Origin of the sequence: Streptomyces cirratus (assembly GCF_014650775.1) — a bacterium.
In the GTDB taxonomy this organism is placed as follows: domain Bacteria; phylum Actinomycetota; class Actinomycetes; order Streptomycetales; family Streptomycetaceae; genus Streptomyces; species Streptomyces cirratus.
Genome location: NZ_BMVP01000004.1, coordinates 399,195 through 411,422, shown reverse-complemented (window position 1 = coordinate 411,422; position 12,228 = coordinate 399,195). Strand labels below are relative to the sequence as shown.

At 73.6% G+C, this 12,228-nt stretch carries 11 protein-coding genes; 6 read left to right on the top strand and 5 right to left on the bottom strand.

The window, feature by feature from the left end; translation table 11 throughout:
* Positions 1–121 precede the first annotated feature (121 nt).
* The 5 genes from IE207_RS14425 to IE207_RS14405 all read left to right on the top strand — a co-directional run bounded on the left by IE207_RS14425 (position 122) and on the right by IE207_RS14405 (position 6,468).
* Positions 122–355, top strand: a complete 234-nt coding sequence (locus IE207_RS14425; protein WP_229873717.1) for a helix-turn-helix domain-containing protein — start codon at positions 122–124, stop codon at positions 353–355.
* Positions 356–484: 129 nt separating this feature from the next.
* On the top strand, positions 485–718 hold the full coding sequence (locus IE207_RS14420) for a hypothetical protein (RefSeq protein ID WP_190184548.1): 234 nt from the start codon (positions 485–487) through the stop codon (positions 716–718).
* Between the two features lie 189 nt (positions 719–907).
* A complete protein-coding gene (locus tag IE207_RS14415) occupies positions 908–1,978 on the top strand; it encodes a PP2C family protein-serine/threonine phosphatase (RefSeq protein WP_229873716.1) in 1,071 nt (356 codons plus the stop codon).
* Between the two features lie 150 nt (positions 1,979–2,128).
* Positions 2,129–5,356 (top strand): TIM-barrel domain-containing protein, encoded by a 3,228-nt coding sequence (locus IE207_RS14410; protein ID WP_268250184.1) that lies wholly within the window; start codon positions 2,129–2,131, stop codon positions 5,354–5,356.
* Between the two features lie 182 nt (positions 5,357–5,538).
* Entirely contained in the window at positions 5,539–6,468 is a 930-nt protein-coding gene (locus IE207_RS14405) for a LysR family transcriptional regulator (RefSeq protein WP_190184546.1), read from the top strand.
* 18 nt (positions 6,469–6,486) lie between these two features.
* On the opposite strand, the gene IE207_RS14400 is transcribed toward IE207_RS14405, so the two are convergent.
* Positions 6,487–7,845 carry a tetratricopeptide repeat protein gene (locus tag IE207_RS14400; protein WP_190184545.1) on the bottom strand — a complete coding sequence of 453 codons (1,359 nt, stop codon included), beginning with the start codon at positions 7,843–7,845 and terminating at the stop codon, positions 6,487–6,489.
* 137 nt (positions 7,846–7,982) lie between these two features.
* Between IE207_RS14400 and IE207_RS14395 the strand changes: the two genes are divergently transcribed.
* Complete coding sequence (locus tag IE207_RS14395; RefSeq protein ID WP_190184544.1) at positions 7,983–9,335, top strand: M64 family metallopeptidase; 1,353 nt, start codon at positions 7,983–7,985, stop codon at positions 9,333–9,335.
* Positions 9,336–9,347: 12 nt separating this feature from the next.
* Here the strand turns inward: IE207_RS14395 and IE207_RS14390 are convergent, their stop codons facing one another.
* The 4 genes from IE207_RS14390 to IE207_RS14375 form a co-directional block, all read right to left on the bottom strand.
* Positions 9,348–10,514 (bottom strand): serine hydrolase domain-containing protein, encoded by a 1,167-nt coding sequence (locus IE207_RS14390; RefSeq protein ID WP_190184543.1) that lies wholly within the window; start codon positions 10,512–10,514, stop codon positions 9,348–9,350.
* Positions 10,515–10,921: 407 nt separating this feature from the next.
* Positions 10,922–11,431 (bottom strand): mycothiol transferase, encoded by a 510-nt coding sequence (locus IE207_RS14385; RefSeq protein WP_190184542.1) that lies wholly within the window; start codon positions 11,429–11,431, stop codon positions 10,922–10,924.
* 15 nt (positions 11,432–11,446) lie between these two features.
* Complete coding sequence (locus tag IE207_RS14380) at positions 11,447–11,635, bottom strand: DUF6381 family protein (RefSeq protein WP_190184541.1); 189 nt, start codon at positions 11,633–11,635, stop codon at positions 11,447–11,449.
* Between the two features lie 105 nt (positions 11,636–11,740).
* Positions 11,741–12,058, bottom strand: a complete 318-nt coding sequence (locus IE207_RS14375) for a hypothetical protein (protein WP_190184540.1) — start codon at positions 12,056–12,058, stop codon at positions 11,741–11,743.
* Between the last annotated feature and the right edge of the window lie 170 nt (positions 12,059–12,228).

The window sequence follows — 12,228 nt, the reverse complement described above, 5'->3', positions numbered from 1 at the left end:
CGAGCACGATCGACAGCAGGAAGGTACAGAGCAGGACGCCGAGCCCGGTCGCGAAGCCGATCTGCCGCGTCGAGGAACCGGGGCCCGCCTACGTCCGCACCCCCGCCCGTCCCCGCGGCCCGTGTGCGTCCCGGCGGGGCAGGAGGGTCTGACCCCGCGCGAGCTGGGGATGTGGCGGTTGCTCGCCGGGGGCCTCGACAACGCCGGGATCGCCGGGGAACTGGACATCAGCGTCTCCACGGTGAAGAACCACCTCACCGGCGTGTTCGGCAAGCCGGGCGTACGCGACCGTGCCCAGGCGGTCATCGCGGCCTCCGAGTCGGGCCTGGTGGCGGTCAAGGTCGGGGGCGCCTGAGGCCGGCGCCGCCGCCCGGTCCCGCGAACAGGGCGGTGCCGGCCGGAACACCGGGCGGAACGGCCGTGCGTGCGACGAGCCGCGCATGACACAGTGCCGGGAGCACGACCGCCGGACCAGGGAGTAGCCATGCCCGACCCGCACACCGCGCCGCCGACGCTCCGGGCGGCGCCGGGCACCGCCGGGGCCCGCCCCGCCCCGCTGCCGCCCTGCCCGGTGTGCGCCGGCCGCGCGGAACGGATCTCCTGGCGCGGTCGCCCCGGGGAGCCCCTCGTCCTGGTCTTCGACCCCTGCGGCCACCACCACGCCGCACCGTCCCCGCCGCTCCTGGTCGTAGCCCCCGGGACGACGCTCGACATCTGACCCCGCGCCCCGCCGGGCGGCCGGTTCGCCGCCCGGCGGCCCGCGGCACCGTGTCCGGCCCGGGGGGCGGGGGGCGGGTACCGTTCGGCCGCGCGCGCCCCTGCGCGCCAAGGAGCGGCGCGGGTGTATGCAAGAGTCATGGACCTACGCCCGCAGCACGGAGGTACCCGCCGGTACCGCGAACCGCGCATGGGGATGTTGTCCGTTCCCCTGGCCCTGATCGCGACCGTCACCGCCGTCGACGTGCTGGCGCCGCCCGATGTGCATCTGGGTCCCTTCCTGGCCGCCGCCCCGGCCGTCACCGCCTCGTTCGCCGGGCCGCGGGCGACCGCGTTCATCGGAGCCGTGGCGGTCGCGGCGCAGGTGGCGGTGGCCGTCGCCAGGACCACGGTCACCGACCTGAACCACACCTTCCAGATCATCGCGCTGGTCCTGATCTCGGCGTTCGTCACCTTCTTCGCACACCTGCGGGAGGTGCACGAGGCGCAGCTCACCCAGCTCCGGTCGGTCGCGGAGACCGCGCAGCAGGTCCTGCTGAGGCCGCTGCGTGAACGCATGGGTCCCTTGCGGCTGGCCTCGGTCTACCTGGCCGCCGAGGCCGAGGCACAGATCGGCGGTGACCTCTACGCAGCGACCCGTACGGACGACGGCACCCGGCTGCTCATCGGGGATGTCCGGGGCAAGGGCCTGGAGGCGGTCGGCGAGGCGGCGATCGTCCTCGGCGCCTTCCGATCGGCCGCTCACCGCAAGGCGGGTCTGCCCGAGCTGGTCACCTACCTCGACGGCGCGGTCGCCGCGGACGTGGACGACGAGACGCGAGACGACGCGGGCCGGCCCCGGGGGGAGGGGTTCACCACCGCCGCCGTGGTCGACTTCCCGGACACCGAGACGATCCTGCGGGTCGTCAGCTGCGGTCACCCCCCGCCGCTGTTGCTGCGCGACGGCCGGGCCGTGGCGCTCCAGGTGGACCATCCCGCACCGCCGCTGGGGCTCTCGGGCCTCGTGCCGAGTGGCTTCACCGCGCAGTCGTTCCCCTTCGAACCGGGCGACGTGGTGCTCCTGTACACGGACGGGGTCATCGAGGCCCGGAACGCGGCCGGTGCCTTCTACCCCCTCAAGGAGCGGGCCGCCGCCTGGCCCGGCGACGGTCCGGACGGCCTGCTGCGCCATCTGTGCGCGGACCTGCTCCGGCACTCTCCGCACGGTCGGCTGGGGGACGACGCGGCGCTGGTGGCGATCGAACGTCTCGATGACGTTTGAGTGACCCATGCGTGAAGTTGCGTGGTAGTGCGCAATTCCGAGCATCTTCCTTCATCACGCGCCCCGGAACCGCTATCTTGGCCGTGCTGTTTGCCAGGCGCATGCCAAAGCGGTGTGTCCGTGACCCCGGACCGCACGAGGAGCTGCCCCATGAGACTGACCCTGAGGCGCGTCCGTCCCGTCCCCGTCCCCGCCCCGGCCAGACACCGGCCCCGCGCGCGCCGCCGCATACCCGGTGCGGCCCTGCTCGCCGGCGCCCTCGCCATGTCGGGACTGGCAGCCGCCGGACCGATGGCCTCTCCGGCCGACGCGGCCCCGGCCCCCGCGACCGCCGGCGACGCCACCGGCCTCACCCAGTCGGGCGACACCTTCACCGTGACCACGTCCTCCGGCGCCAAGGCCCGCGTGGTCGTCGCCCGCGCCGACATCTTCCGGCTGTGGCTCTCTCCCGACGGCGCGTTCACCCAGGACCCGGCCGGCTCCGACCTCGCCCCCACCACCGACTTCGGCCCCGTGAACACCACGTACGCAGAGGCGGGCGCCTACTACCGGATCACCACCGGCGCCCTGACCGTCCGCGTCAACAAGACGCCCCTGCGGTTCTCCGTCTACCGCGCTGACGACGCCACCCTCGTCTGGCAGGAGACCCGGCCCACCTCCTGGACCGCCGCCCAGACCACCCAGTACCTCGCCCGCGGCGCGGACGAGCAGTTCTACGGAACCGGGCTGCGCCTCGGGGAATGGGCCCTGCGCGGCAAGACCGTCCCCGTGGCCGTGGACAACAAGTGGCGCGAGAACGACAACGCCAGCCCCGCCCCCTTCTACATGTCCACCAACGGCTACGGCGTCATGCGCAACACCTGGGCCCCCGGCTCGTACGGGTTCAACGCCCCCACCACCCTCACCCACGACGAGAAGCGCTTCGACGCCTGGTACTTCACCGGCGACTCCCTCAAGTCGGTCCTCGACGCCTACACCGACGTCAGCGGCAAACCCTTCATGGCGCCGATGTGGGGCTTCGAACTGGGCAACGCCGACTGCTTTAACGCCTCCAACCCCGCCTACCAGGGTGACCACGGCCGCCTGCGCCACCAGACCACCCCCGACGTGGTCGGCTACGCCGCCGACGCCCGCGCCGCCGACATGCCCTCGGGCTGGTTCCTGCCCAACGACGGCTACGGATGCGGCTACACCGCGCCCCTCAAGTCCACCGTCGACGCGCTCAAGGCGAAGGGGTTCCAGACCGGCCTGTGGACCTCCACCGGCCTCACCGACATCGCGGCCGAAGTCGGCGGCGCCGGCACCCGCGGCGTGAAGACCGACGTCGCCTGGATCGGCGGCGGATACAAGAGCGCCTTCACCGGCGTCCGGCAGGCCGTTGAGGGCATCGAGAAGAACTCCGACGCCCGGCGCTACGTCTGGACCGTCGACGGCTGGGCCGGCACCCAGCGCAACGCCGTCGTCTGGACCGGCGACACCAACGGCACCTGGGACGACATGCGCTGGCACGTCCCCGCCATCACGGGCGCCGGCCTGTCCGGCATCAACTACGCCTCCGGCGACATCGACGGCATCTTCGGCGGCAGCCCCAAGACCTACGCCCGCGACCTCCAGTGGAAGGCCTTCACCCCCGCCTTCATGACCATGTCCGGCTGGGGCGCGACCAACCCGGCCGCCGGCTACCAGGACAAGCAGCCCTGGCGGTTCGCCGAGCCCTACCTGTCCGTCAACCGCAAGTACCTCCAGCTCAAGATGCGGCTGATGCCCTATCTGTACACGATGAGCCGCGTCGCACACGACACCGGCGTACCCAGCACCCGCGCCATGGTCCTGGAGTACCCGGACGACCCGGTGGCCCGGGGCAACCTCACCAGCGGCCAGTTCATGGCCGGCGACTCCTTCCTCGTCGCGCCCGTCGTCTCCGACACCTCCGTACGCGACGGCATCTACCTGCCCGCCGGCACCTGGACGGACTACTGGACCGGCGCGACCTACTCGGGCCCGGGCTGGCTGAACGGCTACCAGGCGCCCCTCGACACGCTGCCGCTCTTCGTCAAGGGCGGTGCCATCGTGCCGATGTGGCCGCAGATGAACTACACGGGGGAGAAGCCCGTCTCCACCCTCACCTACGACATCCACCCGCGCGGCGACTCGGCGTTCAGCCTCTACGAGGACGACGGCCGCACCCGCGCCTACCAGTCGGGCGCCTTCGCCCGCCAGCAGGTGAACGTCAGCGCCCCCACCACCGGTACGGGTACCGTCACCGTCTCCGTCGGCGCCCCCACCGGCAGCTACGCCGGACAACCGGTCTCCCGGGGATACGAGTTCACCCTCCACGTCGCCTCTGCGCCCACCGCCCTCACCGTCGACGGCGCGGCCCTCACCCGGCTCACCTCGAAGGGCGCATACGACGCCGCCACCACCGGTTGGTTCTTCGACCCGGCCGACCGCTCCGGCGTCCTGTGGGTCAAGACCGGTACGAAGCAGGGCGCCTTCGGCGTCACGGCCGCCGGGGTCACCCTTCCCGCCGCCGGCGCCATACCGACCGGCTCCGCCCCCCTGCCCAAGTCGGCCTGGCGCCTGCTCTCCGCCGACAGCCAGGAGAGCGCCGCCGAGAACGGGGCCGCCACCAACGCCTTTGACGGCGACCCGGCCACGATGTGGCACACGGCGTGGTCCTCCGGCACGCCCGCCCCGCTGCCCCACGAGGTGCGCATCGACCTCGGCGCCCGCTACGCGGTGGACGGCCTCGGCTACCTGCCCCGGCAGGACGGCGGGGTCAACGGCCGCATCGGCTCCTACGAGATCTACGTGTCCGACACCACCACCGACTGGGGGCCACCGGTGGCCACCGGGACCTTCGCCGACACCGCGGCCCTGAAACGGATCACCCTGCCCGCGAAGACGGGCCGCTACCTGCGCCTGCGCGCCCTGACCGAGGCCGGCGCGAGAGGACCCTGGACCAGCGCGGCAGAACTCACCCTGACCGGCCGGGCGGCGCCCCTCCCGGCCGACGCCACCCTCGTCGACTCCGCGTCGGGCAGCTGCGCCGACCTGCCGCACAGCAGCACCGCACCCGGCACCGAACCCACCCTGTACACCTGCCACGGCGGCCCCAACCAGCGCTGGACCCTCCAGGGCGACGGCCACATCACCGGCCTGGGCGGCGTCTGCCTCGACGCCACGAACGCGGCGGCCGTCACCGTACAGCCCTGCGCCGCCGTCACCGGCCAGACCTGGCAGCCGGGAGACGACGGCAGCCTGCGCAACTCCGGCCAATGCCTGACGCCGGAGGGATCGGCGACCGCCAACGGCACCCGCCTGACCCGCACCGCCTGCGCGGGCACCCCGGCCCAACGGTGGACCTTCACGCCCTGAACCCGTAGGCACTGCCAGGGCCTCGTGGGTCGACACCCGGACCCGTGCCCGCCTGGAGTCCGGACTCCGCGGCGGGCGCGGGTCCAGGTTGCCGCCCGGGCCCTGTACCGATCCTCACCGCGCTCAATACCCTAGTCAATCCCGGGATTTCGTCCCCATACCCAAGCTGTAGCTTGGATCTCATGACCCTCGACGACCTCCGCGTCTTCGTCGCCGTGTGCCGCACCGGCAGCCTCAGCGCCGTCGCCCGCGACCTCGGCCGGACCCAGCCCGCCGTCAGCCAGCACGTCCGGCGCCTGGAGAAGGAGACCGGCGCCCCGCTCCTGGAACGCCACGCCCGCGGAGTGGTCCCCACCGAAGCCGGCCGCATCCTGCTCGCCGCCGCCGCAGACGGCATCGCCGGCCTCGACGGCGCCCTGCGCCGCCTCGACGACCTCGTCCACGGGGACGCCGGATCGGTCCGCGTCACCACCGGAGCCACGACCGTCCGGCACTTCATGTCCGAGGCCGTCGTCACCTTCCGCCGCCGCCACCCCGAGGTGAGCCTGGAGTTCCAGACCGAGAACTCCAGCCGCAGCTGCTTCACCGCCCTCGCCGCCGACGACCTCGACCTCGCCTGGATCACCATCGGCGAGCCCGTCCGCGGCATCGAGCAGCGCCCCGTCATGCACCTGCCCTGGGTCCTCGCGGTCGGTGCGGACGACCCCCTCGCCACCCGGCCCCGCGTCGAACCCGCGGAGCTCAGCGGCATCCGGCACATCCGGCTGCCCGAGAACTCCGCCTCCCGCGCCCACCTGGACGCCGCCCTCGCCGCCCGCGGCGTCCGCATCAGCCGCTCCGACACCAGCGTGGCCGACTGGGACACCGCCCTGCTGCTCGCCGAACTCGGGCTCGGCCACGCCCTGGTACCGGCCCTGCCCGGCTGGCGGGTGCCCGGATCCGACGGACCGCTCAGGCTGCTGCCCGTCCCCGCCCTGCCACCCCTCGCGGTGGGCTGGGCCGTCCGCCGCTGGAGCGCCCTGACCCCGCCGGCCCGCCTCTTCGCCGACGAGGTCGCCCGCTCCTGCACCGCCCGCGCCGCCGGCCACGCGGAAGGGCCCCGCGGGGCGTGAGGGCGGCGGGCCGCCGCCTCAGCCCGCTTCCGGGGGAGCGCCGGGCGTGCCCGCCGGAGCCGCCGGTGCGGGGCCCAGCGTCGTGGTGCCCGGGACCGCCCGGTGTCCGAGGCCCGTGCGGTACGCGTCGAGCGCGGCCTCCGTGCGGCCGCCGCGCCGCAGCAGGTCCCCCAGGAGCCGGCACAGGTCCGCGAGGTCGCCGCTCGCCCCACTGCGCTCCAGCAGCGCCAACGCCCGTACGTAGTGTTCCTCGGCGGCCTCGGCGTCACCCCGCTCCTCGGCGATCAGACCGAGCAGCCGGTGCGCTCCGCCGGCGTGCACGGCGCCGTGGTGCTCGCCCAGCTCCAGCAGCGCCGACAGCAGCCCGGTGGCCTCGTCGTACCGGCCGAGCCGGCGCAGTACGTCGGCCAGCTCGACTTCCACCTGGGCGGTGTACAGCGCCGCCCGCTTGGCGGCGAGCATGTCCCGGGCCGTGCGCAACTGCGCCTCCGCAGCTTCCAGTTCGCCCCGCTGTGCCTGGACGTAACCGCGCATCCAGTGGCAGTGCGCCAGGTCGGTGCGCAGCCTCAGCTGCCGGTAGACCGCCTGCGCCTTGGCCAGGGAGGCGTCGGCGTCGGCCATCCGCCCCTTCGCGAGGAAGGTGCGCGCGACCTGGCGGTGCATGCCCGCGACCAGCGCCGGGTCCTGGACCTGCGGAGCGAGCGCCAGGGCCAGTTCGGCGGCGTGGGCCGCGCGGGCGTGGGCCCCCATGTCCATGTACGGGCCGATCGCCGCGGCGTAGAGCAGGACCAGCGCCTCGGGGTCGCCGAGCCCGCTCGCGTTCAGCTCGTCGATGGCCGATTCGAGGAGGTAGCACGCGTAGCGCAGCTCCCCGGCGAGCAGGTGGGCCACGGCCCGGCCGCGGAGGGCGCGGGCCCGGCGGGGGAGCGGCTCGTGCGCCAGCAGCCGTTCCGCCCCCTCGAAGTGGCGTATGGCGTCGGCGAGTTCCCCGCTCTCCAGACAGCAGTCGCCGAGTCCGAGCAGCGCCTCGGCCCGCTCGGGTTCCAGGCCGAGCTGCTCGGCGTCGGTGAGGAGCCCGCGGAAGAGGACGGCCGCCTCGTCGGCGGCGCCCGTGGCCAGCGCCCGCTGGGCGTCGGTCAGCGCGAGGCGCAGCTCGGTGGCCAGATGGGCGGGGCGGCCGGTGGCGAGTTCCTCGTAGGAGGTGCCGAGGCGCTCGGCGAGGAAGCGCAGGGCGGCCTCGGAGGGGCGGACCCGGCCCGACTCCAGGGTGGAGATGTAGGCCGGCGTGTACACCGGTTCGGCCAACTGCCTTTGGGTCAGCGCGCGTTCCGCGCGCAGGCGCTGAACGCGGCGTCCGATTGCGGCCGGTTCATCCATGAAATCCCCTCGGGTCGCGTGAACTCCCCAGTATTCAGCGGGAGATGTCCATTGCGCACGTCCCGCGCGCGCCCCTAACTTAAGCACCCGGTTAATCCTGCTTATCTTATTGCTTATGTTCCTCGGGGAGGGACTTCATGGGGTCACCCATCCGCTCGACCGTCCGCCTGGCCGTCGCCGCCCTCGGCGCGGGCGCCGTGCTCCTGGCCGCCGTACCCGCCGGAGCGGACGCCCCGCCACCCGGCTCGCCCGCGCCGCACGGGGTGGAGGTCGAGATACCCGGGCCCGAACAGGGCGGCGAAGCCGGCTCCGGTCACATCCACGTCCCGGCCGCCGGCCGGAACAAGGTGCCGACCGGGCTCTCCGCCGCCGAGCGCGAAGCGGACGGCGAGGTCACCAAGACGGTCGACAACGGGCCCACCGCGGACCGCCTCGACGTCGTCGTCATCGGTGACGGCTACACGGCGGCCGAACTGGGGAAGTTCCACGACGACGCCCGGCAGAAGTGGGCCGAGGTCACGGCCGTGGAGCCGTACGCGACCTACCGCAACCTCTTCAACGTCTGGACGGTCGACGCCGTCTCCCGTGAGTCCGGGGTCTCCGGCGACCCGGACCGGGCCACCACCCGCGACACCGCCCTCGGCTCCTACTTCTGGTGCGAGGGCGTCGAACGGCTGCTGTGCGTGGACCAGCCCAAGGTCGACGCGTACGTGGCGAAGGCACCCGCAGCCGATCTGGTCATCGTCTTGTCCAACAGCACCAAGTACGGCGGGGCCGGATACAACGAACCCAACCCCACCCTCGGCTACGAGGGCATCTCCACCGCCTCCGCCGGGAACGCGAAGTCCGGCCAGGTCGCCATCCACGAGACCGGCCACTCGCTCGGCAAGCTCGCCGACGAGTACTTCTACCCCGGCACCCCCGGCTACGAAAAGTACACCGGCCCCGAGACCGCCGAGCCCAACACCTCCACCCTCACCGCCGACCGCATGCGCGACACCCGGTCCAAGTGGTACCGCTGGCTCGGCGAACAGTCCCCGGACGGCGGCACGGTGGGCGCGTACGAAGGCGGCGGGTACTACGTCACCGGCCTCAACCGGCCCACCGACAACTCGATCATGCGGGTGCTCGGCAAGCCGTTCAGCCTCCCCGGCGTCGAGGCGATGATCGCGGGCTTCCACCGCCACGCCCACACCCTCACCGCGCTCACCCCGACCGACCGCACCCTGCGTACGCGCGACCGGGCGAAGATCTCCGTCCCCCGTCTCGCGAGCGCCGACGGCCGACAGCTCGCCGTGCGCTGGTACCTGGACGGGCACGAGCTGAAACGATTCGCAGGGCGGAGCGACGTACGGGTGGGGGAGCTGTCCCTCTCCGGCGGGCGGACCCACAAGCTGACGGTCACGGCCGAGGACCGGACCCCCTCGGTGCGCGACCCGAAGATCGCCGCGAGCCTGCGCACCACTGTTGGCTGGAGCGTCCGCCGCTGACCGCGAGCCGGGTCAGGAGCCGGCCGCGTACCGCCAGAAGTCCTGCATGTGGGCGGGCGAAGCCGGGCCGCTCAGTTCGCGCTGGGTGAGCAGGACGGTGACGGAACCGGTGGCCGGGACGATGTGCCACGCCGTCCCGGTACCGCCGATCCACCCGTAACGCCCGGGCTCGTTCCAGGGGTTGCGGCGCTCGATGTCCACACTGCCGCCGAACCCCCAGCCCTGGCCCTCCAGGAAGAGCGCGCCGGCAGCCCGCTGGGCCGGGGTCAGCCAGTCGGTGGTCATCCGCCGGACCGACTCGGCGGACAGCAGCCGGCGGCCGCCGACGGCGCCTTCGCCGAGCAGCATGCGGCCGAAGGCGTACAGGTCATCCGCCGTCGAGACGAGGCCCCCCGCCGCGGAGGGGAAGGCCGGCGTCCGGCTCCACTGGCCGTCGGGGGCGTCGACCAGTTGCAGGCCGCCCGCTGCGCCCTCTGCGCCGTCGTCGCCGCCCCGGTAGTAGCCGGTGAAGCGGCCCAGATGGGCCGCGGGAACCGCGAACCCCGTGTCCCGCATCCCGAGCGGCTCGAAGATCCGCTCCGCGAGGAACTCGGGCAGCGGCCGCCCCGAGGCACGGGCGATCAGTACGCCCAGGATGTCGGAGCAGGTGTTGTACAGCCAGGCCTCGCCCGGTTGGTACAGCAGCGGGATCCGGGCCAGCGCCTTCATCCAGGCATCCGGTTCCGCTACCAGCTGGGGCTGCGGGGGGCCTTGCCTGAGGTCGGCGAACAGCGGCTGTACGGCAGGCAGTGAGAAGTCCGCCGGGAACCCGTACCCGGCCCGGAAGGTCAGCAGGTGCTCCACGGTGATCGGCCGCTGCGCCGGCACGACGTCGTCCACCGGGCCGGACGGCGTACGGACGACCACGGGCGAGGCGATTTCCGGGAGCCGGCCGCCGACCGGCTCGTCGAGGGCGAGCCGCCCTTCCTCGATCAGCATCATCGCCGCCGCGGCGGCGACCGGCTTGGTCAGGGAGGCCACCCGGAAGATCGTGTCCCGGGCCATCGGGGCGAAGTCGCCGACCCCGGCCGAGCCGACCGCCGCCACCTCGACCCGGTCGCCGCGGGCCACCAAGCCCACCGCCCCCGGCAGGTAGCCGCTGCTCACGTGTGATGCCAGGATCTCGCGCAGGCTGGTCATGACTCCACCTTCCCCGTGGTCCTACGGGTGTGCGGCCGGCGGTGTACCGGCCTTCGCCAATCAAGACCCCCACGGCGCCCCGGACTCATCGGCCCCCGGACCACGAATCGCCCGGCGCCCATGGAGCATGCGGGAACCCCGGCTGCTCCGCAGTGCCGGTCCGGCGCGGGGGGCCGACCGCGTCCACCCGGCTTCGCCCTGGAGGACCGGGACCGGCGGCTGCCCGCGCCGGGGGCCCCGGCAGCCGCAGTCGGCCCGTCAGGGCAGGCCAGGCGCCTGTACCGCCTCCGCCCGAAGGACCGGCGACGGGCCGCCCGGCGCGCGGGCCGCCTTCGCCCTGGGGGGCTGGCCGCGCCTGGGGCGGCCCTCTTCCCGCGCGGGAAGCCCGTCGAGGCCGAACGGCGGTGTCACCGGCGCTCCAGGACTCCGCGGGCGAAGGCCGCCTGTCCGGCGTGCTGGAGGTCGTCGGCCAGCACGCTCACGAGCCGCGTCCCCAGGGTGACCGGCGGGTCCCAGCGCTCGTCGACCACCCGGCCCAGGTCGTCCGCGCCCAGACCCCGCACGAACCGCAGGGTCTGCTCGTGCACCGCGTCGTGGTAACCGAGCAGCAGCTCGGCCGACTCGACGCGGACCTTGCCGACCTCCCGCGCCGTGTGCCCGTAGCCGGTGGCCCCGGCCGGCAGCGGCAGTGCGAACCGCTCCGCCCAGCCCCCGGCCCGCCACACCTGCTCCAGCCCGGCCGCGTCCGCCACGTGGTCGTCCTGCACCCGGGTCAGGTGCCAGACGAGCCACGCGACGGAATTCGCCGCCGGGTCGACCCGCGCGTTGAGTTCCTCGGCCGAGAGCCCGTCCAGCACCTCGTGCACCACCTCACGGACACGTCCGTAGGCGTCGGCCAAGACCTCCGTGGCCTTCACGGCGCGGCCGGCCCGCTACCGCGGGTCCATGCCCGGATCGTCGATGCGGCTCTCCATCTCGCTCTGTTCCTGGAGCCGGCGGGCCTTGTCCTGGAGCCGCTTGCGCTCCTGGGGGTCGCTGGACCGCTCGGCCGCCGTCCTCATCTCCTGGGCCTTCTCGCGCAACTGCCGCGACCGGCCACTGGATCCGCCTGCAACGCTCATCATCTGCTCCTTGGCTCAGTGGTGGAGAGCGGGCGGAACCAGGGAATCAGCCGCGCGGCGCGCACGCATCTCGAAGCCTTCCCCGGCCCCGTCACCGCAGGTGGGCTACTCGCCGGCGATCCCCGTGATCACGGGATCGCCGAGCGGGGCGGTCCCGGAATCCAGCCCCGCGCCGTGCAGCGCCGACGACGCCAGGTCCCGGGCCTTGTCCACCGCTGACGAGGTGTCCGAGGCCTCGACCTCGACGTGGAGGGCGAACGCGGAGGAGCCCGAGTAGAACGACAGGATGTCCAGGTCCTCCGCGACCCCCAGCTCGGTGCCCCGCGGATCCGCCGGCCGCAGCGCGCTCACCAACCGCGTCCGCGCCTCGGGGGTCAGCTCGGTCAGCAGGGTCCCGGGGATGGTGACGAGATAAACAGTCATGCAAGACCGCTTGCCCCCGGGCGGCCCGGAGAATCACCGCCGCCCGGCCCACCCCCCGTTTGCCCGCCCCGAATGGCGCAGTCCACGCACATGCCCCTCAATGCAACTAAGCGTGCGCTTCCCATGACGCCCGATGACCGGCGCGCGAAGCGCAGACCCCCTGCGTCGGC

Bases quoted from the DNA above. Each gene is read 5' to 3' on its own strand.
- IE207_RS14400 (WP_190184545.1), bottom strand. From the start codon at position 7,845: ATGGATGAACCGGCCGCAATCGGACGCCGCGTTCAGCGCCTGCGCGCG.
- IE207_RS14410 (WP_268250184.1), top strand. From the start codon at position 2,129: ATGAGACTGACCCTGAGGCGCGTCCGTCCCGTCCCCGTCCCCGCCCCG.
- IE207_RS14405 (WP_190184546.1), top strand. From the start codon at position 5,539: ATGACCCTCGACGACCTCCGCGTCTTCGTCGCCGTGTGCCGCACCGGC.
- IE207_RS14420 (WP_190184548.1), top strand. From the start codon at position 485: ATGCCCGACCCGCACACCGCGCCGCCGACGCTCCGGGCGGCGCCGGGC.
- IE207_RS14380 (WP_190184541.1), bottom strand. From the start codon at position 11,635: ATGAGCGTTGCAGGCGGATCCAGTGGCCGGTCGCGGCAGTTGCGCGAG.
- IE207_RS14375 (WP_190184540.1), bottom strand. From the start codon at position 12,058: ATGACTGTTTATCTCGTCACCATCCCCGGGACCCTGCTGACCGAGCTG.
- IE207_RS14415 (WP_229873716.1), top strand. From the start codon at position 908: ATGGGGATGTTGTCCGTTCCCCTGGCCCTGATCGCGACCGTCACCGCC.
- IE207_RS14390 (WP_190184543.1), bottom strand. From the start codon at position 10,514: ATGACCAGCCTGCGCGAGATCCTGGCATCACACGTGAGCAGCGGCTAC.
- IE207_RS14395 (WP_190184544.1), top strand. From the start codon at position 7,983: ATGGGGTCACCCATCCGCTCGACCGTCCGCCTGGCCGTCGCCGCCCTC.